This is a genomic window from Aromatoleum evansii, from assembly GCF_045689615.1.
GTDB classification, from domain to species: domain Bacteria; phylum Pseudomonadota; class Gammaproteobacteria; order Burkholderiales; family Rhodocyclaceae; genus Aromatoleum; species Aromatoleum evansii.
Genome location: NZ_CP141259.1, coordinates 991262 through 1016789 on the forward strand (window position 1 = coordinate 991262; position 25528 = coordinate 1016789).

23 protein-coding genes are annotated in these 25528 nt (G+C 68.7%); 8 read left to right on the plus strand and 15 right to left on the minus strand.

The features are described from left to right. The first annotated feature begins 98 nt into the window (after positions 1–98). The 4 genes from hemC to U5817_RS04445 are packed head-to-tail and all read left to right on the plus strand — an operon-like array spanning position 99 to position 4273. Complete coding sequence (gene hemC / locus U5817_RS04430; protein WP_339379978.1) at positions 99–1046, plus strand: hydroxymethylbilane synthase; 948 nt, start codon at positions 99–101, stop codon at positions 1044–1046. A 23-nt stretch (positions 1047–1069) separates the two neighbouring features. Continuing rightward, on the plus strand, positions 1070–1867 hold the full coding sequence (locus U5817_RS04435) for a uroporphyrinogen-III synthase (protein ID WP_407279845.1): 798 nt from the start codon (positions 1070–1072) through the stop codon (positions 1865–1867). Beyond that, complete coding sequence (locus tag U5817_RS04440; protein ID WP_407279846.1) at positions 1864–3087, plus strand: uroporphyrinogen-III C-methyltransferase; 1224 nt, start codon at positions 1864–1866, stop codon at positions 3085–3087. The genes U5817_RS04435 and U5817_RS04440 overlap by 4 nt, the downstream gene beginning before the upstream one ends. A 10-nt stretch (positions 3088–3097) precedes the next feature. Further along, positions 3098–4273, plus strand: a complete 1176-nt coding sequence (locus U5817_RS04445) for a heme biosynthesis HemY N-terminal domain-containing protein (RefSeq protein WP_169126573.1) — start codon at positions 3098–3100, stop codon at positions 4271–4273. A gap of 151 nt (positions 4274–4424) precedes the next feature. On the opposite strand, the gene hemF is transcribed toward U5817_RS04445, so the two are convergent. The 10 genes from hemF to U5817_RS04495 form a co-directional block, all read right to left on the minus strand. Beyond that, positions 4425–5354 (minus strand): oxygen-dependent coproporphyrinogen oxidase, encoded by a 930-nt coding sequence (gene hemF, locus U5817_RS04450; RefSeq protein ID WP_169126575.1) that lies wholly within the window; start codon positions 5352–5354, stop codon positions 4425–4427. 13 nt (positions 5355–5367) lie between these two features. Further along, positions 5368–6657: a phosphoribosylamine--glycine ligase gene (gene purD, locus U5817_RS04455; RefSeq protein WP_169126577.1), complete on the minus strand. Its 1290-nt coding sequence runs from the start codon at positions 6655–6657 to the stop codon at positions 5368–5370. A gap of 20 nt (positions 6658–6677) precedes the next feature. Further along, a complete protein-coding gene (gene purH / locus U5817_RS04460; protein ID WP_407279848.1) occupies positions 6678–8267 on the minus strand; it encodes a bifunctional phosphoribosylaminoimidazolecarboxamide formyltransferase/IMP cyclohydrolase in 1590 nt (529 codons plus the stop codon). Between the two features lie 72 nt (positions 8268–8339). Beyond that, positions 8340–8576: a helix-turn-helix domain-containing protein gene (locus tag U5817_RS04465; protein ID WP_169126581.1), complete on the minus strand. Its 237-nt coding sequence runs from the start codon at positions 8574–8576 to the stop codon at positions 8340–8342. Continuing rightward, on the minus strand, positions 8573–9595 hold the full coding sequence (gene dusB, locus U5817_RS04470; RefSeq protein WP_407279849.1) for a tRNA dihydrouridine synthase DusB: 1023 nt from the start codon (positions 9593–9595) through the stop codon (positions 8573–8575). Before dusB ends, U5817_RS04465 begins: the two co-directional genes overlap by 4 nt. Before the next feature lie 90 nt (positions 9596–9685). Next, entirely contained in the window at positions 9686–11407 is a 1722-nt protein-coding gene (locus U5817_RS04475; RefSeq protein ID WP_407279851.1) for a diguanylate cyclase, read from the minus strand. Positions 11408–11486: 79 nt separating this feature from the next. Next, on the minus strand, positions 11487–12644 hold the full coding sequence (locus U5817_RS04480; RefSeq protein WP_407279852.1) for an FAD-dependent monooxygenase: 1158 nt from the start codon (positions 12642–12644) through the stop codon (positions 11487–11489). Continuing rightward, a complete protein-coding gene (locus U5817_RS04485) occupies positions 12631–13995 on the minus strand; it encodes an aminopeptidase P N-terminal domain-containing protein (protein ID WP_407279853.1) in 1365 nt (454 codons plus the stop codon). The genes U5817_RS04480 and U5817_RS04485 overlap by 14 nt, the downstream gene beginning before the upstream one ends. Positions 13996–14052: 57 nt before the next feature. Next, positions 14053–14733, minus strand: coding sequence for an N-acetylmuramate alpha-1-phosphate uridylyltransferase MurU (murU, locus tag U5817_RS04490; RefSeq protein ID WP_407281019.1), 681 nt, complete (start codon positions 14731–14733; stop codon positions 14053–14055). 8 nt (positions 14734–14741) lie between these two features. Next, positions 14742–15746, minus strand: a complete 1005-nt coding sequence (locus U5817_RS04495) for a phosphotransferase (protein ID WP_169126598.1) — start codon at positions 15744–15746, stop codon at positions 14742–14744. 114 nt (positions 15747–15860) lie between these two features. On the opposite strand from U5817_RS04495, the gene U5817_RS04500 reads away from it, so the two are divergent. From U5817_RS04500 to rsmA, 4 genes are all read left to right on the plus strand, one after another. Continuing rightward, the gene (locus tag U5817_RS04500) at positions 15861–18290 is read left to right on the plus strand and encodes an LPS-assembly protein LptD (RefSeq protein ID WP_407279854.1); all 2430 of its coding nucleotides are present in this window, start codon (positions 15861–15863) and stop codon (positions 18288–18290) included. A gap of 29 nt (positions 18291–18319) precedes the next feature. Continuing rightward, complete coding sequence (locus tag U5817_RS04505; RefSeq protein ID WP_169126602.1) at positions 18320–19639, plus strand: peptidylprolyl isomerase; 1320 nt, start codon at positions 18320–18322, stop codon at positions 19637–19639. 6 nt (positions 19640–19645) lie between these two features. After that, positions 19646–20632 carry a 4-hydroxythreonine-4-phosphate dehydrogenase PdxA gene (gene pdxA / locus U5817_RS04510; RefSeq protein ID WP_407279855.1) on the plus strand — a complete coding sequence of 329 codons (987 nt, stop codon included), beginning with the start codon at positions 19646–19648 and terminating at the stop codon, positions 20630–20632. 167 nt (positions 20633–20799) lie between these two features. Beyond that, positions 20800–21585, plus strand: coding sequence for a 16S rRNA (adenine(1518)-N(6)/adenine(1519)-N(6))-dimethyltransferase RsmA (gene rsmA / locus U5817_RS04515; RefSeq protein ID WP_407279856.1), 786 nt, complete (start codon positions 20800–20802; stop codon positions 21583–21585). A gap of 74 nt (positions 21586–21659) precedes the next feature. Here rsmA and U5817_RS04520 read toward each other — a convergent pair whose 3' ends face one another. The 5 genes from U5817_RS04520 to U5817_RS04540 form a co-directional block, all read right to left on the minus strand. After that, positions 21660–21854 carry a DUF2892 domain-containing protein gene (locus tag U5817_RS04520; protein ID WP_169126606.1) on the minus strand — a complete coding sequence of 65 codons (195 nt, stop codon included), beginning with the start codon at positions 21852–21854 and terminating at the stop codon, positions 21660–21662. 95 nt (positions 21855–21949) lie between these two features. Further along, entirely contained in the window at positions 21950–22627 is a 678-nt protein-coding gene (locus tag U5817_RS04525; protein ID WP_407279857.1) for a Crp/Fnr family transcriptional regulator, read from the minus strand. A gap of 10 nt (positions 22628–22637) precedes the next feature. Next, a complete protein-coding gene (gene xth / locus U5817_RS04530; protein WP_407279858.1) occupies positions 22638–23399 on the minus strand; it encodes an exodeoxyribonuclease III in 762 nt (253 codons plus the stop codon). 102 nt (positions 23400–23501) lie between these two features. Next, entirely contained in the window at positions 23502–24041 is a 540-nt protein-coding gene (locus U5817_RS04535) for a DUF3617 domain-containing protein (protein WP_407279859.1), read from the minus strand. Positions 24042–24105: 64 nt separating this feature from the next. After that, entirely contained in the window at positions 24106–25506 is a 1401-nt protein-coding gene (locus U5817_RS04540) for an undecaprenyl-phosphate glucose phosphotransferase (RefSeq protein WP_407279860.1), read from the minus strand. Between the last annotated feature and the right edge of the window lie 22 nt (positions 25507–25528).

Genomic DNA, 25528 nt, shown 5'->3' on the forward strand with positions numbered 1-25528 from the left:
TCCTGCTACGACGCCATTGGCGCGAACCCTGATGTTGCAGTGCGGCATGTGCCGCGCCCTTCAGGATCCTAAATCATCTGCCGACGAGTCCGTTTACCGTGAGCGCAATTTCCGCCGAATTCAACCCGCCCGAACGCATCGTAATCGCCACCCGCGAAAGCCGGCTCGCACTGTGGCAGGCCGAGCACGTCAAGGCCCGCCTCGAGGGGCTGTACCCAGGTTGCCGGGTCGAGCTGCTGGGCATGACGACCCGCGGCGACCAGATCCTCGATCGCCCGCTGGCCAAGGTCGGCGGCAAGGGGCTGTTCGTGAAGGAACTCGAGGCGGCGCTGCTCGAAGGTCGCGCCGACATCGCCGTGCATTCGATGAAGGACGTGCCGATGCAGCTCGCCGAGCCCTTCGCGCTGCCCTGCATCTCGGAGCGCGAGGTTCCGCTCGACGCCTTCGTGTCGCCGCGCTACGCGAGCCTCGACGAGCTTCCGCCGGGGGCCGTGGTCGGCACCTCCTCGCTGCGCCGTGAGTCGCAGCTGCACGCGATGTACCCGATGCTCGCCGTGACCAGCCTGCGCGGCAATCTGGACACGCGCTTGCGCAAGCTCGACGAGGGCCAGTACGACGCGATCATCCTCGCTGCGGCCGGCCTCAAGCGCCTGGGCCTGGCCGATCGCATCCGCTGCGAGCTGCCGTCCACGGTTTCGCTGCCGGCCGCCGGGCAGGGCGCGCTGGGCATCGAATGCCTCGCCAGCCGCAAGGACGTTGCCGCCTGGCTCGCGCCGCTCAACGACGCCGACACCTCGGCATGCGTGCGCGCGGAGCGCGCCGTGTCGCGCGCGCTCGCCGGCAGCTGCGAGGTGCCGCTGGGGGCGTACGCCGAGATCCGCGCCGGCAAGCTGTGGCTGCGCGGCTTTGTCGCGCTGCCCGACGGCAGCCGCATCGTGCGCGCCGAGCTCGAGGGCAATCCGGCGGACTGCGAGACGCTGGGGCTGGCGCTGGCGGCCGACCTGCGTGAGCAGGGAGCCGAGGACATCCTCGCCCAGATCGGCTGACGCCGGCCGCGACGGTGGCGATCATGACCGCGGCGACGCTGTCCGGGCGCCACATCGTGGTGACCCGGCCGTCCGGACAGGCGGACGGCCTGTGCGCGGCGATCGAAGCGCGGGGCGGCATCGCGCTGCGTTTCCCCGTGCTGGCAATCGGCGAGCCGCAGGACGGCCGCGCCCTCGATGAGGTGATCGCGCGGCTCGACGGCTTCGAGCTCGCCTTCTTCGTCAGTCCGAATGCCGTGAGTCACGCCCTCGGGGCAATCCTCGCAAGACGCGCCTGGCCTCCCGGCCTGCGCGTCGCCACGGTCGGCAAGGGTAGCGAGCGGGCGCTGGCGGGCTACGGATTCAAGGACGTCATCGCGCCGCGGAGCGGCTTCGACAGCGAGTCTGTGCTGGCCCTGCCGGAGTTCCAGGCGGATGCGGTCGCCGGCAGGCGCGTCGCGATCTTCCGCGGCGACGGCGGGCGCGACCTGCTCGGCGAGACCTTGCGCGAGCGGGGCGCCACGGTCGAGTACGTCACCTGTTACCGTCGCTACTGCCCCGAGACCGACCCGGCGCCCCTGCTGGACCTTGCCGTCGACGGGCACCTCGACGCGATCACGCTCACCAGCAGCGAAGGCGTGGGCAACCTGCGCACCATGGTCGGCGACGAGGGCTGGCGCGCGCTGCGCACGGTCGCCGTCTTCGCGCCGCATCCGCGCATCGTCGCGCATGCCCGCGCGGCAGGCTTCGAGCTCGTGTTCGAGACGCCGCCGGGCGACGAGGGGTTGCTCGGCGCCCTGGAGTCTCATTTTCGACACGCCTCGGTTACACTCAGGCCATGAACCAAGAACAATCTGCGCTCACCCAGTCCGGCTCGACCGATGCCGCTCCCGCTCCGAACCGTGAAACGACCGGGCGATCGTCAGCCTCCGCTGCCGCCGGCGGCAGTTCCCGTGGCGGCCTGGTCGCTGCGATCTCCGTGATTGCGCTCGTCGGCACCGGCGTGCTCGGCTGGTACGTGTACGACATGCGTGGCGGCGTCGCCACCGTGCGTGAGGAGGTCGCCCAGCGCCTCGCCGCCGGCGATTCGGCGGCAACCGAATACCGTGCGCTCGCCCGCCAGCAGCAGGAGGCCATCGCCGCGCTGCAGGGCAAGCTAGGCGCACTCGAGGCACAGGTGGCTGCCACCGAAGGTCAGGCCGCTGCGCTCGAGACGCTTTATCAGCAGTTCTCGCGCACGCGTGAGGATCGCGTCATCGCCGAGGCCGAATACGCCGTCGGGATGGCGACGCAGCAGCTCCAGCTCGCCGGCAATGCCGAGGCTGCGCTGGTTGCCCTGCAGGGGGCCGAGGCGCGTATCGCCGCGCATGACGGGGGACAGCTGTTGCCGTTGCGGCGCGCGCTGGCGCGCGATATCGAAACGCTTAAGGCCGCGCCGCAGGTGGATGTCCCGGGGATCGCGCTGCGCCTCCAGGGCCTGCTCGAGCGGGTGGATCGTCTGCCCCTGGCGTTCGCAGGGGAGCTCGCCGCGCAGCCGTCCGTCGATGCCGACACGGCTGCTGCGCCCGCCGCGGCCGAGCCCTCGCCGATGGATTTCATCAAGGGCGTGGCCCACGAGGTGTGGCATGAGATCCTCGCTCTGGTGCGCATCGAGCGTCTTGATCAGCCCGAACCGGTGCTGCTCGCGCCCGCCCAGAGCACCTACCTGCGCGAGAACCTCAAGATCCGCCTGCTGACCGCCCGCCTCGCGCTGCTGGCGCGCGACGGGCGCACCTTCTCGGCGGACCTGATGCAGGCCCAGGGCTGGATCGAACGTTACTTCGACAAGCGCGATGCCAAGGTGCAGGAGACCCTGTCCGAGCTGGCGACCCTCGGGGCGATGCCGGTCAAGGTGGAGCAGCCGGCGCCGGTGGAGAGCATCGCCGCGCTGCGGCTCCTGCAGGCGCGCGCGGGCGAGGCGAGCCGGAATGCTCCGGCCGTCGTTGTGCCGCCGGCCGCGCCGCCCGCCGAGGAGCCGGCGAAGGGGAACGCTGCGCGCCAGCCTGCCGGCGCCACGCGCTGAGGAGCCGATCATGCGTGCATTGATCTGGCTCATCGGAATCTTCGCGCTCGCGGCCGGTGTCGCGATGCTCGCGAGCGTCAACGACGGCTACGTGCTGGTCGTCGTGCCGCCGTGGCGAATCCAGCTTTCGCTCAACCTGCTCATCGTCGGCCTGGTCCTCGCGTTCGTCAGCGCCTACGTCGTGCTGCGGATCGTGCGCCGGACGATGGCGCTACCCGGGCGCGTCGTCCAGTACCGTGAGCGGCGTCGCAAGGAAAAGGCCGGTCGCGCCCTGCGCGACGCGCTGCGAGCCTTGTTCGAGGGGCGTTTCGCACAATCGGTCAAGTTCGCCGCGGCGGCGTTCGGGGACAGCGACAACCGCTCGATGGCAGCCCTCGTTGCGGCGCGGGCTGCGCATGCGATGCGCGACGACACGCGTTATCGCATCTGGCTGGGAAAGTCGGCCGAACAGGAAGACGAGTCGCGCGTCGCGCGCCTGATGACCGAGGCCGAGCTTGCGGTGGAGGGGCGCCGCTTCGACGAGGCGGCCGAACGGCTGGAAAACCTGCGCCTCGCAGGGCATCGCCATATCGCCGCGCTGCGCCTGTCCTTGCGTGTCGCGTCGGCGCTGGCGCGCTGGGACGAGGTGCTGCGCACTGCACGCCAGCTGCACAAGCACAAGGCCATGTCGGAGGACCAGGTGCGGTCCGTGCTGCGGCGCGCGCATCTCGAGCGCATGCGCGAGCTGGCCGGCGATGCCGATGGGCTGGCGGCTTACTGGCGGGAGATCCCGGCGGACGAGCTGAACGACCGGCGCCTGGTCGAGCGGGCCGTGCCCTACCTCGCCGAGGCGGGGCAGGGGGCGCTTGCGCGCCGTACGCTGGAGCGTCTGCTCGACGTGGAATGGGACAGCGGACTCGCCCGCCTGTACGGTTATTGCTGCGAGGGCGACGCGGTCGATTGCCTCGCCCGCGGCGAGAAATGGCTGCGCATGTATCCCAAGGATGCGGGCCTGCTGTTCGCGCTCGGGCGTCTGTGCCTCAACGCGCAGCTATGGGGCAAGGCGCAGAGCTACCTCGAGGCCTCGCTCAACCTCGCGCCCTCGGTCGAGACGCATCTGGCGCTGGCCGGTCTGCTCGAAAAGCTTGAGCGTGCAGACGAGGCGCAGGCGCACTACCGCGCCGCGGCACAGCGTTCGGCCGCCTAGAAACGTATGCCGATGGGAGCGGGTTCACAATACCCGTGGGAGCGGCTTCAGCCGCGAATGGGCCGCAACGCATGCGAGAACGTCCCTTCGCGGCTGAAGCCCACAGTGGGGCGGCGGTTGAATCGCTTCCCGCCCGGCTATTTCGGGTGCGTCAGCACCAGTCGCGCGGCTTGAGAAACTCGTCGTAGAGTTTCGCCTCCGCGCTGCCAGCTTCGGGCTGCCAGTCGTAGCGCCACTTCACGATCGGCGGCAGCGACATCAGGATGGATTCCGTGCGTCCGCCCGACTGCAGGCCGAACAGCGTGCCGCGGTCGAAGACGAGGTTGAATTCGACATAGCGACCGCGACGGTAGGCCTGGAAGTCGCGCTCGCGCTCGCCATAGGCGACGTCCTTCCTGCGTTCGAGGATCGGCAGGTAGGCCGGCACGAAGGCGTCGCCGACGCTGGTCATCAGTCCGAAGGCGGCATCGAAGTCGATCTTGCCGTCCGCGCCCAGGTCGTCGAAGAACAGGCCGCCGACGCCGCGCGGCTCGTTGCGGTGCTTGAGGAAGAAGTAGCTGTCGCACCATTCCTTGAGGCGGCGGTATTCCGCCTCGCCGCCGAAAGGCAACACCGCGGCCTTGCAGGTGCGGTGGAAGTGGCGCACATCCTCTTCGAACGGATAGTAGGGCGTGAGATCCATGCCACCTCCGAACCACCAGATCGGCGCCGCATCGGGCTCGTTTGCCGGCGGCAGGGCGATGAAGAAGCGCACGTTCATGTGCGCGGTAGGGCAGTACGGGTTGCGCGGGTGCAGCACCAGCGACACGCCCATCGCCTCGAAGGAGCGGCCGGCGAGTTCGGGGCGGTGCGCCGTTGCGGAGGCCGGCATGCCGGCGCCCATCACGTGCGAGAAGTTTACGCCGCCGCGCTCGAAGAAACGGCCTTCCTCGATCACGCGGGTGATGCCTCCGCCGCCTCCGGGGCGGTCCCACGCGTCGGTGCGGAATGCGTCGCCGTCGAAGGCCTCCAGCGCCGCGACGATGCGCTGCTGCAGGTCGAGGAGGTAGTTCTTGACGACGGAACGGTCGGGCGCACTCATCGCGGCGGCGCCCTCAGTTCTTGCGCGCGACGGCGCGGTGGCCGATGTCGCGGCGGAACTGGCGGCCCTCGAACACGATCGCGTCGGCCACTTCGTACGCGCGCTTCTGTGCGCTGCGCACGTTGTCGCCGAGCGCGGTGACGCACAGCACGCGTCCGCCGGCGGTGACGACCTGGCCATCCTGCTCGCCGGTGCCGGCGTGGAAGACATGCACGTCCTCGACTTCGGTGCCCGGTAGGCCCGTGATGGCGTCGCCCTTGCGCGGTGCCTCGGGATAGCCCGCAGCCGCGAGGACGACACCGAGCGCGACGCGACGGTCCCACTCGGCTTCGATCTGGTCGAGGCGGCCGCCGATCGCGGCTTCGATGAGGTCGGAGAAATCGGTCTTCAGCCGCATCATGATCGGTTGGGTTTCCGGATCACCCATGCGGCAGTTGAACTCGACCACGCGCGGCTGGCCGGCGTCGTCGATCATCAGGCCGGCGTAAAGGAAGCCGGTATAGGGATGGCCGTCGGCCGCCATGCCGGCGAGCGTCGGCTGGATGATCTCGCGCATCACGCGCGCATGCACCTCGGGCGTTACCACCGGGGCGGGCGAGTAGGCGCCCATGCCGCCGGTGTTGGGGCCTTCGTCGCCGTCCTTTAGGCGCTTGTGATCCTGGCTGGTCGCGAGCGCGAGCGCCTGCCTGCCGTCGGCCATGACGATGAAGCTTGCCTCCTCGCCGGCCATGAATTCCTCGATCACGACGCGGGCGCCCGCCTCACCGTAGCTCACTCCCATGCGGTTGTCGGTGAGCATCATGTCGATCGCGGCGTGCGCGTCGTCGAGCGTCATCGCGACGACCACGCCCTTGCCGGCGGCGAGTCCGTCGGCCTTGATGACAATGGGCGCGCCCTGGGCCTTCACATAGTCGTGCGCGGCGGCGGCGTCGGAGAAGGTCTGGTACTTCGCCGTCGGGATGTTGTGGCGGATCAGGAAGCGCTTGGCGAAGTCCTTGGAGCTCTCGAGTTGGGCCGCGGCCTTCGTCGGTCCGAAGATCGGCAGGCCGGCCGCGCGGAAGGCGTCGACGACGCCGGCCGCGAGGGGGGCCTCGGGTCCGACGACGGTGAACTGCACCTGCTCACGCTTTGCGAGTTCGACGAGGTCGGGAATCGCGGTGACGGCGACGTTCTCGAGCAGCGGCTCGCGGGCCGTGCCCGGGTTGCCCGGCGCAACCAGGACGCGCGTGACCTTGGGCGACTGGGCGAGTTTCCAGGCCAGTGCGTGTTCGCGGCCGCCGGAGCCGATGACGAGAACTTTCATGCTGTTACCTGCGCTGCGGATCAGTGGCGGAAGTGGCGGAAGCCGGTGAACACCATCGCGACGCCCTGTTCGTCGGCCGCGGCGATCACTTCGGCATCGCGCATCGAGCCGCCTGGCTGGATGACGGCGGTCGCGCCGGCCTGGGCGAGCACGTCGAGGCCGTCGCGGAACGGGAAGAAGGCGTCGGAGGCGACCACCGTGCCCTTGACCGTGAGGCCGGCGTTCTCGGCCTTGATCGCGGCGATGCGGGCGGAGTCGACACGGCTCATCTGGCCGGCGCCGACGCCGACGGTCATGCCGTCACGGCAGTAGACGATGGCGTTCGACTTGACGTACTTGGCGACGCGCCAGGCGAAGAGGAGGTCGCGCAGTTCCTGTTCGGTCGGCGCGCGCTTGGTGACGACCTTGAGGTCGGCCACGGCGATGCGGGCCTCGTCGGCGCTCTGCACCAGCAGGCCGCCACCGACGCGCTTGTAGTCGAGTGCGCCGGCGGGCTTGCCGAGCGGGCAGGTGAGCACGCGCACGTTCTGCTTGGCGGCCAGCAGCGCCAGCGCATCGGCCGTGTAGGACGGGGCGATCACCAGCTCGAGGAACTGCGCGGAGACCGCTTCTGCCGCCGCGCGGTCGACTTCGCAATTGAACGCGATGATGCCGCCGAAGGCCGAGGTCGGGTCGGTCGAGAAGGCCTTGCGGTAGGCAGCGACCGGCGATTCGGCGATCGCCACGCCACAGGGGTTGGCGTGCTTGACGATGACGCAGGCGGGGGTGGCCGCCTCGAAGGCCTTGACGCATTCCCACGCCGCGTCGGCGTCGGCGATGTTGTTGTACGACAGTTCCTTGCCCTGCAGCTGCCTGTAGGACGCGATCGCACCCTCGGGAGCGTTCGGCTCGCGGTAGAAGGCGGCGGACTGGTGCGGGTTCTCGCCGTAGCGCAGGTCCTGCACCTTGTCGAAGGCGACCTGGTAGCGCTCGGGGTAGGCCTGCTTGGCCACTTCGCCCTCGTCGCCGAAGGTCAGCGCGGTGAGGTGGTTGGAGATCGCGCTGTCGTAGCGGGCGGTGTGGGTGAAGGCCTTCACCGCGAGGGCGAAGCGGGTCTTGTAGCTCAGCTCGCCGCCGTTCGCTTTCAGCTCGTCGATGATGCAGCCGTAGTCTTCGGGGTCGGTGACGATGCCCACGCCGCCCTTCTCGTCACCGTGGTTCTTCGCTGCCGCGCGCACCATGGTCGGGCCGCCGATGTCGATGTTCTCGATGGCGTCCTCGAGCGTGCAGTCGGGCTTGGCGACGGTCTGCGCGAAGGGGTAGAGGTTCACGACGACGAGGTCGATGCGCGAGATGCCGTGCGCGGCGATGGTCTCCATGTGCTCGGGCAGGTCGCGGCGCGCAAGGATGCCACCGTGCACCTTCGGGTGCAGGGTCTTGACGCGGCCGTCGAGCATCTCGGGGAAGCCGGTGTGCTCCGATACGTCGGTGACCGGCAGGCCGGCGTCGCGCAGCATCGAGGCGGTGCCGCCGGTCGACAGGATCTTCACGCCGAGGCCGTGCAGGGCCTGGGCGAATTCGAGGACGCCGTGCTTGTCGGAGACGCTGATCAGGGCTTGGGAGACTTTCATCGTTCGTATCGCAGGAATGAATCGGAAGGCGGGGAGCCGTGCGCAAGTTGCGGCGCACGGCGGCAGTCGGGCTTACAGCAGTTCGTATTCGGTGAGCTTGCGCCGCAGCGTGTTGCGGTTGATGCCGAGCATCTCCGCGGCCACGGTCTGGTTGCCGTTGGCCTGGCGGAGGACGAATTCGAGCATCGGGCGTTCGACGTTGCGGATCACCATCTCGTAGATCGCGGCCGGTTTTTCACCGTCGAGGTCGCGGAAATACTGGTCCAGGGTGCGCTGCACCGAAGTGGCGATTTCGTTGGGGCGGCTCATGCGGCAAGTTCCTGCGGGAGGTCTTCTTCGTAGCGCAGGCGGGCGTCCTGCTGGGCCAATTGGCCGAAAAAGTCCTCGACGGCCGTCAGCTGCGAGCGGACGTCGGGGAGCTGGTTCATGGCGCGACGGAAGGCGGCCGATCCGACCAGGCCCTTCGTGTACCAGGAGATGTGCTTGCGGGCGACCTTGACGCCGGTATCTTCGCCGTAGAAGGCGTACAGGTCGGCCAGGTGCTCGCGGCACACCTGGAGGATCTCGCTGACGAGCGGCGGCGGCATCAGCTCGCCGGTCGCGAGGTAGTGCTCGGTCTCGCGGAAGATCCACGGCCGGCCCTGGGCGGCGCGGCCGATCATGACGCCGTCGGCGCCGGTGTAGTCGAGCACGTATTTCGCCTTCTCGGGCGAGGTGATGTCGCCGTTGGCGATGACCGGGATCTTCACCAGGGTCTTCACGTGCGCGATGGTGTCGTATTCGGCCTCGCCCATGTACTGGTCGGCACGCGTGCGGCCATGGATGGCGATGGCGCGGATGCCGGATTCCTCTGCGATGCGCGCGACGGTCGGCGCGTTGCGGTTCTGTCGGTTCCAGCCGGTGCGGAACTTGAGCGTGACCGGGGTGTTCGGCACGGCGGCGACGACGGCTTCGAGGATGCGCGCGACGAGCGGCTCGTCCTGCATCAGCGCCGAGCCCGCCATCACGTTGCACACCTTCTTGGCCGGGCAGCCCATGTTGATGTCGATGATCTGGGCGCCGTTGTCCGCGTTGTGGCGGGCGGCTTCGGCCATCATCTGCGGGTCGGCGCCGGCGATCTGCACCGAGATCGGATCGACTTCGCCCTCGTGGTTGGCACGCCGGAGCGTCTTCGCGCTGCCGTAGAGCAGCGAGTTGGACGTGACCATCTCGCTCACCGCGACGCCCGCGCCGAGCTTCTTGCACAGCTGGCGGAAGGGACGATCGGTGACGCCGGCCATCGGGGCGACGAAAAGATTGTTGCGCAGGGTGAAACCGGCGTACTGCATGGGCGGGGCGTGGTGCGGGGGAAAGGTCGGGATTTTACCCCATGCCGAGCCGGGCGAGCAGCCGAATGCTCGCCCCGGGCAGCGACTGCGTCACACCGGTGTGGTATCCGCGCCCGTCGCCGCGGGCGTGCTCGGCTCGGGAGGAAGCGCGCGCGTGCTGCGGTTGCGTCCGCCTTCCTTGGAGCGGTAAAGCGCCGCGTCGGCGGCCTCGACGAGGCCTTCGGGGCCGCCGACGGGAATCTCGGGGAAAGCCGCGACGCCGACGCTGATCGTGACCTTGAGGCCGTCGACTTCGGCCGCCTCGATTTCCACCCGCAGGCGCTCCGCGACGCAGAACGCGCCCTCGAGCGTGGTGTTGGGCAGGATGCCGACGAACTCCTCGCCGCCGTAGCGGCACGCGAGGTCGTACTTGCGCAGCGCGTCGTGGAAATTCTTCGCGACGGACTGCAGCACGCGGTCGCCCTGGTCGTGGCCGTAGGTGTCGTTGAATTTCTTGAAATGGTCGATATCGAACATCAGCACCGCGAGCGAGGTGCCGGTGCGCTGGGCACGGTTGTATTCGGTGTCCAGCGTGGCATCCAGGTGGCGGCGGTTGAACAGGCCGGTGAGGCCGTCGGTGGTCGAAAGTCGCCGCAACTCCTCCTCGAGGCGCTTCTCCTCGGTGATGTCGCGCAGCAGTGCGGCCGAGCCGACGATGTTGTGGTCGTTGCCGAAGATCGTGGACGCGAAGATCTGCAGGACGCGCTCCCTGTAGGCGGTCGTGATCGAGCCGCCCTGCTCGGGGTCCGACAGCCACAGGCGCATCTGCTCCTCGTCGTCGAGGAGCGCATAGAAACCTTCCCGGACGATCTGGCTCGCGGGTTTTTCGAGCAGGCGTTCGGCCGCGGGGTTCACCAGCACGATCTCGCCGGTGCTGTCGGTGACGACGATCCCTTCGCCCGCGCCGTGGATGATGGTCGTGAGCTTGTCCTGCTCGCGGCGCAGACCGTCGTACGTGGTGCGCAGCTCCGAGGTCATGCGGTTGAAGCTGTTGGCCATCGTGCCGATCTCGTCGCGGCTGTGGATCGGCACCTGGTGGTCGAGGTCGCCGTCGGAGACGCGGCTCATCGCGTGGGTGACCTTCTCGAGCGGTTCGACGATGGTGCGACCGAGCATGTAGCCGGTGAGCAGCATGGTCGCCATCAGCGCCAGGGCGAGGCCGCCGATCGCGTACTGGCGCACCTCGTAGATGTCGCGCTCGACGGCGGCGAGCGAGGTTGTCAGCTTGATCACGCCGCGCACCCTGTTGGCCGTGCCGTGGCACTTGCTGCAGGCGTCGGCGTACTTGATGGGGGCGAGGAAGGTGAGGGTGCGGTGGCCATCGAGGCCGGGTTCGTACACCGCGAGCGTGCGGCCTTCGTTCACTGTCGCGAGCAGGTTGGGGTCGTCAGCCGGCAGGACCGGGATCTGCTGTTCGTGGTCGCGCGGAGTGAAGGTTTCCTCGCCGCGGCGGCGGTTCACGTCGTCGATGGTCTTGTTGTCGCGGAAGGCTTCGTCGCCGTTGGTGCGCAGGATGCGGAAGTCGATGATGTCGGTAACCTTCTTGAGGCGGTCGGCATAGGACTCGGCGATGTCCGCGGAACCCGCCAGCATCACCGCCTGCAGGCCCTGGGCCACGCTTTCGGTGAGCTTTTCCATCGTGCGCTCGTTCTGGCTCAGGACCGACTGTTCCTGGAAGTGCGTGTAGAAGAGCGCCATCGCCACGAGGACCGCAGTGACCGCAATGCCGACTGCAAGGGTGATCTTGTAGCGAATCCGCATGTTCTTGTTCATGTGATGAAACGTCAGGTCCGGGATTGTTCGGACGCAATCATATAACGATGGCGTGCCGGCGGGGTCGGCATCCCCGGAGTCACGGCCAGGCGCGGGCGCCGAACATCATGCGGCGGGCGATGAAGTGGCGCAGCGGCGGCAGCATGTCGAGGGCGAACAGCGCTGCGCCGCGTGCATGGTGCAGGGGGGCGAAGTCGTTGCTGAATATGCGCACGAGGCTGTCGGTGAAGTTGATCGCGCCGAAGCGGTCCAGTCGCCGGGCGTCGCGCCACGCGGCGAGCGTGCCGGCGAGGCCGGGGTCGCCGCGGTAGTCGAGGAGGGTGCGGGCGAGCGCCCAGACGTCGCGCAGCGCGAGGTTGAAACCCTGGCCGGCGACGGGGTGCAGGGTCTGAGCGGCGTTGCCCAGCCACACCGTCCGCGAGCCGACGGGGTCGCGACGGTAGCGCAGCACCAGCGGGTAGCGCTGCCGCCCGGCAACGCTTGCGAGCTGGACCCGGCTGCCGAAGCGCTGCCGGAGGTGTTGCAGGTAGGCGGCGTCGGGTAGGGCCAGGAGTTCGGTGGCGCGCCGGGGCGAGGCGACATGCACTAGGGCATAGTGGTCGCCGTGGGGCAGCAGGGCGATGGGGCCCTCGCTGGTGAAGCGCTCGAAGGCGGTTTCGCCGTGTCTGCCGGCAATGCCCACGTTGGCGATGATCGCGTGCTGGCCGTAGTCCCGTTCGACGATGTCGGGCGTGCCCGCCTGCAGCCCGCCTTCGGCGCAGGCGACGAGGCGGGCGCAGGCGGTGGCGCCATGGAGGGTGCTGCCGTCGCCGGCGAGGCTGGCCGTTACCGCGTCGGCGCCTGCGGTCAGTCCGGTGACTTCGGTCTGGTCCATGACCGTGATGCCGGTGCGCTCGACGGCGTCGCGCAGGGCTTCGGCGAGAGCGCCCGCCCGGACGACATAGCCGAGTGCGGGCAGGCCGTAGTCGTCCGCATCGAGCCGGGTGCGGCCGAAGCCGCCCTGCTGCGAGATGTGGATGTGGCGGATAGGCGTGGCTGGTAACGCGTTCCACACCCCAAGGTGTTCGAGGGTGAGGCGCGTACCGTGGGCCAACGCGAGCGCGCGCGGGTCGGCGGCGACGGCATCGCGCGGCCGCGCGTCTGCCAGTGCGATCGCGAGGCCGCTGTCCTTCAGTGCGAGGGCGAGCGAGAGGCCGACCGGGCCTGCGCCGACGATCAGCAGGTCATGCTGCGCCATCGGCGGCCTCGCGCATCACGTCCTCTATGTCGGCGACCGAGCGCGGTGCGGCTTCGGTGAGGTATTCGCAGCCGTCCGCAGTGACCAGCGCGTCGTCCTCGATGCGCACGCCGATGTTCCAGAAGGCTTCCGGCACGCCTTCGGCAGGGCGGATGTAGCAGCCCGGCTCGACCGTCAGCACCATGCCCGGGGCGAGCGGGCGCCAGTCCCCGTCGAGCTTGTATTCGCCCGCGTCGTGCACGTCGCGCCCGAGCCAGTGCCCGGTGCGGTGCATGTAGAAGCGGCGGTAGTGGCCCTGCTCGAGGACTTCGGCGAGGCTGCCGGAAAGGAGCTTGAGGTCGAGCATGCCCTGCGCGAGCACCTCGACGGCGGCGTCGTGCGGCATGTTCCAGTGCGCACCGGGCCGGATCGCGGCCTTGGCGGCGCCCTGCGCGGCGAGCACGAGTTCGTAGATGTCGCGCTGCGGTCCGCTGAAGCGGCCATTCACCGGGAAAGTGCGGGTGATGTCGGAGGCGTAGCCGTCGAGCTCGCAGCCGGCGTCGATCAGCAGCAGGTCGCCATCGGCCATCTGGCGGTCGTTCTCGATGTAGTGCAGCACGCAGGCGTTGGCGCCACTGGCGACGATGGACGGGTAGGCGGGGGCCTGGCTGCCGGCGCGGCGGAAGGCGTGGAGCAGTTCGGCCTCGATCTCGTATTCGAAGCGGCCGGGGCGGGTCGCGGCCATCGCGCGGCGATGGGCTTCGCCGGAGATGTCGCCGGCGCGGCGCATGATCGCGATTTCGGAGGCGTCCTTGAGGATGCGCATCTCGTCGAGCTCGGCGCGCACGTCGCGGATCGCATGCGGCGGGATCGCCCCGGCGCGGGCGTTCGCGCGCACGGTGTTGAGGGCGCGCAGCACGCGGGCGTCCCAGTCGGTGTCGTGGCCGAGGCTGCACCACAGTGCGGGCTGGCCGGACATGAGATCGGGCAGGCGCTGGTCGATCTCGCCAATGGTCCAGGTCTCGTCGAAGCCGAAGCGCTCGCGTGCGGCGTCGGGGCCGTAGCGGTAGCCGTCCCAGATTTCGCGCTCCTCGTTCTTTTCGCGGCAGAACAGGATCGATTTCGGCGTATCGCCGGCGATCAGCACGACCACTGCCTCCGGTTCGCCGAAGCCGGTGAGGTAGTGGAAATAGCTGTCGTAGCGGAACGGGTAGTGCGTGTCCCGGTTGCGCGCGTATTCCGGAGCCGTCGGCAACACGGCGATACCGCCGCCGAGTGCGTTCATGCGCGCGAGCAGGCGCTCGCGGCGGGCGCGGAAGGGGGCGATGTCGAGCGCGAGGGGGGCGAACTTCGGGTCGAGGGGCGTGTTCATCGGCGGATTATGGCATGGGCACGGATGTCGGATTCGACCGGACCTGCCGGAGTGCGTTCAGGTGCCGGTACGGCGCAGCCGCGCGTCGAGTTCGGCGAGTCGCGCCGGGGTGCCGACGTCGAGCCAATAGCCGGCGTGCAGGGCGCCGCTTGCGCGTCCGGCGTCCATCGCCTCGCGCAGCAGCGGGCCGAGCGCGGCACGCGTGTCCGGTGCGATGCCGGCGAAGAGGGCGGGGTGGTACACGCCGAGGCCGGAGAAGGTCAGGCGCGGTTCGCCGTCGCGGTGCAGGCGCCCGTCCGCGAGATGGAAGTCGCCGCCGGGGTGGTGCTCGGGGTTCGGTACCATCAGCAGGTGGGCGAGGTCGCCGTCGGCGGTCAGCCCTTCGCCCGTCGCACGCAGGGCCGCGAGCTCGGCATCGCAGAAGACGTCGCCATTCACGACCAGGAAGGGGGCGTCGCCGAGCAGCGGCAGGGCCTGGCGGATGCCGCCGGCAGTCTCCAGCGCCTCCGCTTCGGGCGAGTAGCGCAGGCGCACGCCGAAGGCGCCGCCATCGCCCAGCGCCGCCTCGATCATCGCGCCGAGGTGGGCGTGGTTGATCGCGATGTCGGTGAAGCCGGCGTCGCGCAGGCGTTCGATGTGCCACACGATCAGCGGCTTGCCGCCTGCCTGCAGCAGCGGCTTCGGGCAGGCGTCCGTGAGTGGGCGCATGCGTTCGCCGCGGCCGGCGGCGAGGATCATCGCGCGCATCAGAAGGTGTAGCCGACTTCGACCGGTTCGGGATCGAGGCGGTCGAGCAGCTTCAGCAGTGGGCCGAGGTCGCGATAGCGTTTGCACGCGCGGCGGAGGTAGTCCATCACCAGCGGCATGTCGGCGAGGTAGCCGTCCTTGCCGTCGCGGTGATAGAGCCGAGCGAAGATGCCCAGCACCTTGATGTGGCGCTGCACGCCCATCCATTCGTAGTCGCGGTGGAAGTCGGAGAAGTCTTCCCGCACCGGCAGGCCCAGCTTGCGCGCCGCTTCCCAGTAGCGCGCGAGCATGTCGAGGGTGAAGTCCTCCTCCCAGTGGATGTAGGCGTCCTTGAACAGCGAGGCGAGGTCGTAGGTCAGCGGGCCGTACACGGCATCCTGGAAGTCGATGATGCCCGGGTTGGCCTGGTCGGGCAGGTACATCAGGTTGCGCGAGTGGTAGTCGCGATGCACGAAGACCTGGGGCTCGGCGAGGTTCACTGCGAGGATGCGGTCGAAGGTGTCCATCAGCGTGACACGCTGGCGATCGTCTAGCGTGACGCCCTTGTGACGCTCGATGTACCACTCGGGGAAGAGCATCAGCTCGCGCAGCAGCAGTTCGCGCGAGTATTCCGGCAGCACGTCGGGGCGGCTCGCGCGCTGGATCGCAATGAGCGAGCCGAGGGCGTCGGCGTAGAGGTGGGCGGCGTTGTCCTTGTTCAGCGCGGCGAGGTAGGTAGTGCTGCCGAGGTCGGACAGCAGCAGGAAGCCCTGGTCGAGGTCCTGCGCGAGCACTTCGGGGACGTGCGCGCCGGCGGCGCGGAACAGCTCCTCGACCTTCAGCCACGGACGGCAGTCCTCGCGCTCGGGCGGCGCGTCCATGACGACGAGGCTGGGGCTGCCGTCGGCGAAATTCACCCGGAAGTAGCGGCGGAAACTGGCGTCGGCCGATGCGGGCGTGAGCTCGAAGGCCTTCCCGGACATTCGTGTGGTCAGCCAGTCGTTCAGTTGGGCAAGTCTGTGCACCGGGTTCTCCGCAACGCTTCGTGTAAAATCCGCGAGTTTATCAAAAGGCCGCGACCGTGCCGGGCACGGGCCGCCGGCGATGAAACCAGGATTGGGGAAAGCGCTTTGCGCGAAATGCGATTGAGAACGCAGCTGCGGGCGATCCCGCTGCTGCTGTGCTGTTTCTCGGGCTCGGCCCTGGCGGCCGGATTGCCGCCGCTGGTCGTGTCGCCTGACCTGATGGGGGGCGGCAGCGCCCGTACGCCGGCGAAGCCGGCGCCCGCGGCGGCTCCGGTGGAGCCGGTTCCTGCCGGCGTCCATCCCGCAGCGAAGGCGCCTGCTCCCGCGCCCACCGTGGCGACGCCGGCCGGGGCTGTAAGCGGGACCAAGCCCGCGCAGGCGCCGAGCGCCTTGCCGCCGGGGGCGACCGAGGTACGTGCCCTGCGCATCCGCGGCACGCGTTCGGTCGAACTGCTGGCGGAAGGCGATGCCGAGCTGCAACGCGACGACCTGCTGCTTTCAGCGGACAAGCTGACTTATCGCGAGCTCGACGACGAGGCGCATGCCGAGGGTAACGTGCGGCTCAGGCGCGGCGAGGACCAGATGAGCGGACCGGAGGCGCGGCTGAAGCTCGAGGAGCGCCTGGGTTCGTTCGAGGAGCCGACCTACCGCATCAAGCGCCAGTCGACCCAGCCCGTGCAGCCCGGCGAGACGCCGCGCGAGATCGCCGGCGGCGGCTCGGCCGACGTGCTGTATTTCGAGGGCGAGAACCAGTACCGCCTGAAGAACGCGACCTGGTCGACCTGCGAGGCGAGCGATCCCGACTGGTACCTCAAGGCGAGCGACCTGCACCTCGACTACGACCGCGAGCTCGGCACCGCGAAGGGCGCGACCCTGGTGTTCCAGGACGTGCCGATGCTGTGGTGGCCGTGGGCGGAGTTCCCGCTCGTCGGCCAGCGCCAGTCCGGCTTCCTTGCCCCGACCTTCGGCATGTCGAACAAGGTCGGCCTCGACATCTCGGTGCCGTACTACTGGAACATCGCGCCGAACTACGACGCGACGATCGCCCCGCGCGTGATGGGCCGCCGCGGTGTGCAGCTGGCGACCGAATTCCGTTACCTGACGCCGACGCAGGCCGGTGAGGCGCGCGTCGAATACCTGCCGCGCGACAACGTCACCGGCGAGGAGCGTGCGCTGGGCTCCTTCCAGCATACGCAGGTCATCACGCCCAGCCTGTTCGCGGCGATCGACTGGAACGGCGTCACGGACAAGGAGTATTTCGAGGATCTCAGCTCGCGCGTGTCGGTCGCCTCGCGTGCGAACCTCGTGCGCAAGGGCACGCTGAGCTATGCCGGCAGCGAGTGGTGGAATGCCTCCGCGCTGGTGCAGAGCTACCAGACCCTGTCGGGCGGGGAGCCGTACCGCAAGCTGCCGCAGCTGCTGCTGAACGCCAACCGCGGCGAGCTGATCGGCGGCTCGGCCTTCGCGTTCCGCGGCGAGTACGTGCAGTTCGACCATCCGGATTCGAATGTTGCCGAAGGCAGCCGCTTCACGCTGCATCCCCAGGTTTCGTTGCCCTTCGAGCGCGCCGGCTATTACGTCACGCCCAAGCTCGGCCTGCATTACACGCAGTACGACCTCGATCGCGACCTCAGCGGCAACAGCCGCTCGATCACGCGTTCCGTGCCGATCTTCTCGGTCGACAGCGGCCTGATGTTCGAGCGCGACACAAGCCTTCTCGGCCGGGACTTCCTGCAGACGCTGGAGCCGCGCGTGTTCTACGTCAAGACGCCGTACCGCGACCAGTCCGACATCCCGGTGTTCGACTCCTCGCGCTACGACTTCGGCCTCGCGCAGATCTTCTCCGAGAACCAGTATTCGGGGGGCGACCGCATCGCCGATGCGAACCAGGTGACGGCGGCGGTGACCTCGCGCCTGATCGACCCCGAAACCGGCGGCGAGCGCCTGCGCGCGACCGTCGGCCAGCGTTTCTATTTCGACGACCAGCGTGTGACGCTGCCGGGCGAGGAGCCGCGCACCGGCCGCCGGGCCGACGTGCTGGGGCTCTTCAGCGGCTACATCATGTCGAAGACCTGGCTCGATTCGAACATCCAGTACAACCCGCGCGACAACTGGACCGAACGCTTCAACGCCGGCGTGCGTTACCAGCCCGACTTCGCCAAGGCGCTGAACCTTTCCTACCGCTATTCGCGCGGCCGGCTTGCCGACGAGAGCGACAAGATCCAGGATCTCGCCCTGTCCGGCCAGTGGCCGCTGGGCGGCGGCTGGTACGGCGTCGGGCGCGTGACGCGCTCGCTGACGGAAGACCGCATCACCGAGGCGATCGCGGGCATCGAGTACGATGGCGGTTGCTGGGTCGTGCGCACCGCGGTGCACCGCTTCGCGACCGACCCCAATGACGTGACCCAGGCGGTGTTCGTCCAGCTCGAGCTCAACGACCTCGCAAGCGTGGGCACCAGTCCGGTCAATCTGCTCAAACGCAGCGTCGCCGGTTATGGGAAGATCAACGATCCCGTTTCCGATCGCGTTTTCGGCGCCGAATGAGCGCCTCAACATCCACACCACGACAGAACATGATCCGAATTCCCTCGCGCCTGTGCATCGCCCTGGTACTCGGCCTCGCCGGCGCACCCGCGCTGCTGCCCGCGCACGCCGCCCCTGCGCGCCCGGTCGCGGTCGACCGCATCGTCGCCGTCGTCAATAACGAGGTCATCACCACGCTGGAACTGCGCGAGCGCGTGCAGCAGGCGCAGCGCCAGCTCGCGCGCCAGGGCACGGCGCTGCCGCCGGCCGAAGTGTTCGAGCGCCAGGTGCTCGAACGGCTGGTGCTCGAGCGTGCGCAGATACAGCTCGCCGCGGAAACCTCGCTCAAGGTCGACGATGCGACGCTTGACCGGGCGATCGGCCGCATCGCCGACAACAACCGCATGGGCATGACCGATCTGCGCCTCGCGCTGGAGAAGGATGGCATCACCTGGAACCGCTTTCGCGACCAGATCCGTTCCGAGATCCTGCTCACCCGTCTGCGCGAGCGCGAGGTCGACAACCGCATCGTCGTGACCGACGCCGAGATCGAGAACTTCCTCGCGAACAACGCCGATGCGCTGTCGGGCGAGGAGTTCCACGTCGCCCACATCCTGGTGCGCGTGCCCGAAAGCGCAACCATGCAGCAGCAGTCGGAGCGCCTGGCGCGCGCGGAGAGCGTCGTCGAGCGCCTGCGCGCGGGCGAGGATTTCGGCCGCCTCGCGGCCTCGTATTCGGACGCGCCGGACGGGCTGAGCGGCGGCGACCTGGGCTGGCGCGGCCGTGACCGCCTGCCGGCGCTGTTCGCGGAGGCCGTGCGCCAGATGCAGCCGGGCGAGGTGTCGAAGGTCATCCGCAGTCCGGCGGGTTTCCATATCGTCAAGCTCGTCGAGCGTCGCGGCGGCGCGGTGGCGGGCCTGCAGCAGATGCAGCAGACGCGCGCGCGCCACATCCTGATCCGCACCTCGGAGATCGTGACCGATGCCGACGCCGAGAGCCGCCTCAACGGCCTGCGCGAGCGCGTCATCAACGGCGGGAACTTCGCGGAACTGGCGAAGGTGAACTCGGCCGACCTGTCGGCCGCGAAGGGCGGCGACCTCGGCTGGGTCAATCCGGGCGACACGGTGCCCGAATTCGAGCGTGCCATGGACGCGCTCAAGCCGGGCGAGGTCAGCGCGCCGATCAAGTCGCCCTTCGGCTGGCACCTGATCATGGTCGATGAGCGCCGCATGCAGGACGTTACCGACGAGCGCAAGCGCGCCGCCGCGCGCAACGCGCTGCGCGAGCGCAAGGCCGAGGAGGCCTACGAGGAATGGTTGCGCCAGCTGCGTGACCGTACCTACGTCGAGTACCGCCTGGAGAAGGAGTAAGCCGGCGTGCCGGGGCTGCCGACGCGCTTGCCGATTCTCGCCGTCACGAGCGGCGAGCCGGCCGGGGTCGGGCCGGAGCTGTGCGCGCACCTGGCCGGACGCGACTGGCCGGTGCGTACCGTCGTCCTCGGCGACATCGGGCTGATCCGCGAGCGTGCCGATGGTCGGGCGGCGGTGGTGCCCTTCGATCCCGCACGCGATGCAGCGCCGGAAGACGCAATCGAAGTGCTGCACGTCCCGCTGGGCGTGCCGGCGCGCGCCGGTGTGCTCGACGCCGCAAACGCGCCCTACGTGCTCGCGCTGCTCGACCGCGCGCTGGCGGGCTGCCGCAGCGGCGAGTTCGCGGGGATGGTGACGGCGCCGGTGCACAAGGGCGTCATCAACGATGCCGGGGTGGCCTTCAGCGGACATACCGAGTATCTCGCCGAGCATACCGGCACGCCCTTGGTCGTGATGATGCTGGTCGGCGGCGGCATGCGCGTCGCGCTGGCGACGACGCACCTGCCGCTGGCGGCGGTGCCGGCGGCGATCACGCGCGAGCTGCTGGAGGCGACGCTGCGCATCCTGCATGGCGACCTGGTGCGGCACTTCGGCCTGGCGGCGCCGCGCATCCTCGTCGCCGGCCTGAATCCGCACGCCGGCGAGGGCGGCCACATGGGGCGCGAGGAGATCGAGGTGATCACGCCGGTGCTGGAGAAGCTGCGCGGCGAGGGCATGTCGCTCACCGGCCCGCTGCCGGCCGACACGCTGTTCGTGCCGCACACGCTCGCGCAGGGCGATGCCGTGCTGGCGATGTACCACGACCAGGGGCTGCCGGTGTTGAAGCACGCGAGCTTCGGTGGCGGGGTGAACGTGACGCTCGGCCTGCCGATCATCCGGACTTCGGTGGATCACGGCACCGCACTCGATCTTGCCGGAACGGGAAAGGCCGATCCGGGCAGTCTGTTCGCGGCAATCGAGCTGGCGATCGCGATGGCGGGCGCTCGCGGCTGAAAACCGAATTCCTTGAACCTGAGTGCCGGTCGGCCCGCCCGCGCGACGGCGGCTTCCGGTCCTCGTTGGCGCGTGGCGGACGCCTCGGCCCGAAAACCGCCATCGCGCGGGCTGCATCACGGCAGCGCCGCCGCTTCGGCGTTGCCGACAACCTGTAGAGATATCGAATGACCGAGCACCACGCCCGCAAGCGCTTCGGGCAGAACTTCCTGTCCGATCCCAACATCATCCGCAAGATCGTCGATGCGATCCGCCCCGCCGCGGGCGACACCATCGTCGAGATCGGCCCGGGCCTTGCGGCGATGACCGATCCGCTGGTCGAGCGGCTCGGGCACATGCACGTGGTCGAGATCGACCGCGACCTGATCGCGCGCCTGAAGGAGCGCTACTCGCCGGAACGGCTGACGATCCACGAGGGCGACGCGCTGAAGTTCGATTTCGGCAGCCTCGGCGCGCCGCTGCGCGTGGTGGGGAACCTGCCGTACAACATCTCCACGCCGTTGCTGTTCCATCTCGCGACCTTTGCCGAAAGCGTTTCGGACATGACCTTCATGCTGCAGAAGGAGGTGGTGATGCGCATGGTGGCCGAGCCGGGGACCGAGGAGTATGGGCGGCTATCGGTGATGCTGCAGTACCGCTTCCGCATGGGTCGGCTCTTCGACGTGCCGCCGGGGGCGTTCCGGCCGGCGCCGAAAGTGACCTCCAGCATCGTGCGCATGGTGCCGCTGCCGCCCGATCAGCTCGGTGCGCAGGACGAGGAACTGCTCGGCCGCATCGTCACAGCGGCCTTCGGGCAGCGGCGCAAGACCTTGCGCAACACGCTGCGCGACTTCATCGACGAGCAGGATTTCGCGACGCTGGGACTGGATCCGGGGCTGCGTGGCGAGCGCTTGAGCGTTGCGGACTACGTCAATATCGCGAACCATGTGTCGCGCAAGGGCGCTCCGGCATAGCTCGGGCGAAACGGAGGTCGTAAACGAAGAAAAGCCGGGTCGCCCCGGCTTTTTTGTGAGGTCGCGCGCGACGCTCAGGCCTTCTTCATCGGGCAGGTGTTGAGGCCGAAGATCGAGTAGGCCGGGCACCAGCCCATCAGGCCGGTCGCGAGGGGCACGACGCCGATCCAGGTCCAGGGGGCGCCGATGCCCATGATCGCGAGGACGATCAGGACCAGGCCCGCGACGATGCGAAGGATCTTGTCGATGCCGCCGACGTTTGCATTCATGATTTTCTCCGGGGTTGTTCAGGTTTGCGAGCGTATTTCAACACTCGCGCTCCTGCCGGTCTGTAACCTCGGTTACACAGCCCCCGTCGCGAAGCTCAGGTCTGTCGGCCGTCGCTGGCGATGCGCCGCAGGCCCGCAGGGTCGAGGATCTCGATCTGCTCGCGCGACAGTTTCACGAGTTCCTGCGCGGCGAAGCCTTTCAGCAGCCGGCTGACGAATTCGCGCACGCTGCCGAGCTCGTCGGCGAGCTGCTGGTGCGTGACGTGCAGCACGCGCCCCTTGCCCAGCAGCTGGGCGGCGAGGCGCTGGTCGAGGCGGTGGAAGGCGACTTCCTCGATGAGCTGCATCAGGTCGGCGATGCGCTCGGCGAAGAGATGAAAGACAAAGCTGCGGAAGGCCGGCTCGGCGAGCAGGGCGTCGAATTCGGGCTTGGGCAACATCAGCAGCACGGTGTCCGTTTCCGCGATGCCGCGCGCGTTGTAGTCCTCGTGCCCGAGCAGGCAGGACGAGGAGATGATGCAGGTTTCGCCCGGCGTGACGCGGTACAGCGGCAGCTCGCGCCCGTTCGGCGCGCACTTGACCACGCGCACCGAGCCTTCGACGACGAAGGGAAAACCTTCGCAGGCCTGGTGGTCGTCGAACAGTAGGGTGCCGGCCGGCACGCGCGCCCAGCGGCCCGCGGCGAGCAGGCGTTGGCGCGCGGCCTCGGGCAGCGCGGCGATCATCGGATAGTGGTTGGCGGCGAGGGTCGGGTCCGGGGGCGGCGTGCTCATGGGGCGGGGCTCACAGGTCCAGTTCGACGACCACCGGGGCGTGGTCGGAGGGGCGCTCGAGCTTGCGCGGGGTCTTGTCTATGGTGCAGCCGCGGCAGCTTGCGCGCAGCGCCTGGGAGACGAGGATGTGGTCGATGCGCAGGCCGAAGTTGCGGCGGAACGCGCCCATGCGGTAATCCCACCACGAATAGCTCTTCTCGGGCTGATCGAAGAGGCGGAAGGCATCGGCGAGGCCCAGCTCGGTCAGTGCGGCGAAGGCGGCGCGTTCGGGCGGCGAGACGTGGATCTCCTCCTTCCAGTCGGGGTGGGCGTCACGGTCCTCGGGGGCGATGTTGAAGTCGCCGGCGAGGACGAGGCGCTCGTGGGTCTTCATCTCGTCGCGCAGCCACTCGGTGAGGGCGGCAAGCCAGCGCAGCTTGTATTCGAACTTGTCGGAACCAACGGCCTGGCCATTCGGGAAATAGGCGCTGACGATGCGCACGCCGCCTATGGTGGCGGCGATGATGCGCTTCTGCTCGTCGGCGAAGCCGGGGATGTCCCGCGTCGTCGCGTCCGGCGCCTGCGGGCTGAGGATCGCGACGCCGTTGTAGGTCTTCTGGCCGTTGAACACCGCGTGGTAGCCGGCCGCTTCCAGTTCAGCGACGGGGAAGGCCTTGTCCTCCATCTTGAGCTCCTGCAGGCACAGGGCGTCCGGCCGGTTGGCGGCGAGCCAGTCGAGGACGTGGGGCAGGCGGACCTTGAGGGAGTTGACGTTCCAGGTGGCGATCTTCATGAGTTCTTCGTGTCGGGGAGTCAGCCGGATGCAGTGCGCGGCCGGATGCGCCATTGTGCACGAGCTGCGGCGCGGTGTGGCGCTGCAGCGCCCCCCGGGAACTCAGCCTTGGCCTTGAGCGCCGCAGTCGGCGCCGATCCAGCGTGCGTCCGTGTCCATCTGCATGTCCCCGCGCGTGGAATTCATATGCACCCGCGTTGTGAAGCGCTCGGGCGTCTGCACGTGCGCCTCGAAGTTGCCAGTGGCCGCCGGCCGCGTGCAGGTGAGCTGACCGCGCACGGTGCTGCCGGATTTCACTACCTGGTCGAGCGTGCAGTTGCCTTCGGTCTTGCCCGAGTAGATGGTGTCCGACTTCGCCTGCTCAGGCGTGATGCAGCTGCGCACCGTGCCGTCGTTGCCCAGTTTGACGCCGCGTGTGCTCATCTCCTGTTCGACCATGCGGCGCATGTCGGGCGGAAGGTTGCGGAGGTATTGCTGCGCCTGGGCCATCTGCGCGGACATGTCGGGCAGGCCGGCGATGTTGAGCCGGGTCGAGCGGAATTCCCACAGGCCGGGACGGATGTCGGTCGGTTGCGCGGCGCCGGCGATGCCGTTCGCGGTCAGGCCGAGCACGAGGAGAAGGAGGGGGCGGGCAGGGATCATGGTCGGGTTTCGGTAGACAGCGGTTTGACGGTGCGCGGCGCGGCGAGTTTCGCGCCCGCTCACCTCAGTATGCGTTCGGGTCGCGCACGACCATGAGCGCCGTCTTGACGATGATCCAGAGGTCGAGGCCGAGCGACCAGTTGCGCAGGTAGTCGAGATCGTACTCGATGCGCTTCTCCATCTTGTCGAGTGTCTCGGTTTCGCCGCGGTAGCCGTTGACCTGCGCCCAGCCGGTGATGCCCGGCTTGACCTTGTGCCGGATCATGTAGCCCTTGATGAGCTTGCGGTAGGCCTCGTTGTGCGCGACGGCGTGCGGTCGCGGGCCTACGATGCTCATGCGCCCCTGCAGCACGTTGATGAACTGCGGCAATTCGTCGAGCGAGGTGCGGCGGATGAAGGCGCCGAAGGGGGTGATGCGGCTGTCGTTGCGCGTGGCCTGCCGCACGCTCGCGCCATCGTCGCAGACGGTCATCGAGCGGAACTTGTAGACGAGGATCTCGCGGCCGTCGAGGCCGTAGCGGCGCTGCTTGAAGACGACGGGGCCGGGGGAGGAGAGCTTGACGCCGGCCGCGACGGCCAGCAGCAGGGGGCTCAGCAGCAGCAGGATCAGTAGCGCGAGGAGGAAGTCGGAGCCGCGCTTGACGATGTTGTTGAAGCCGGTGAAGGGCGTCTCGCAGACGGCGACGACGGGCATGCCACCGACGTTGTCCAGGCGTCCCTGGATCAGGTCGGTGACGAAGATGTCGGGTACGAAGTAGATCGACGCTGTGGTGTCCTTGAGGTCGTCGAGCAGGGCAAGGATGCGGGGCTGCGGGGCCATCGGCAGGGCGAGGTAGATCGCTTCGACGCGGCGGCGCTTGACGAACTCGGCGAGCCCGGCGAGCGGGCCGAGCAGGGGGATTTCGCCGTTGTCGGGCAGGCGCGCACGCGGTCGGTCGTCGAAGAAGCCGACGACGCGGGTGCCGAGGTAGGCGTGCTGGCCGAACTCGCGCGCGAGCTTCAGGCCGATGTCGTTCACGCCGGCGACGACCGCGATGCGCTGGTTGTCGCCGATCGCCATCCACCTGGGCAAGGCCTGTCGGGCGACTGCGTGAACGGAGAGGAGCGCGAGCGGGGTGGCTGCGATCCAGCCCACGAGCATCGACTGCGGAAAGTAGTGCAGGTAGCCGCTGGCGTAACCGAAGGCGCCCACCGCCGCCACGAACAGCAGCCAGTTGGTCGCGACCTTGCGCACCATGGTGCGCGCGTCTTCATGCAATCCGATATTGCCGGGAAAGGTGAGCGCGAACGCGAGCGCGCCCAGGATCATGTAGGGCGGACTCAGCAGGCGTTCGCCGTGCCATGCGGCGCAGGCGTACAGGACCGCGACGACGGTGAGCGGGTCGATGAATGCCTCGATTGCGCCGCTCAAGGTGAAGCTGCCGCGCAGCAGGCTGCCTTGTCTATCCAGGGCTGCAAGCATCATTTAAGGAATTTGAGATTTGTGC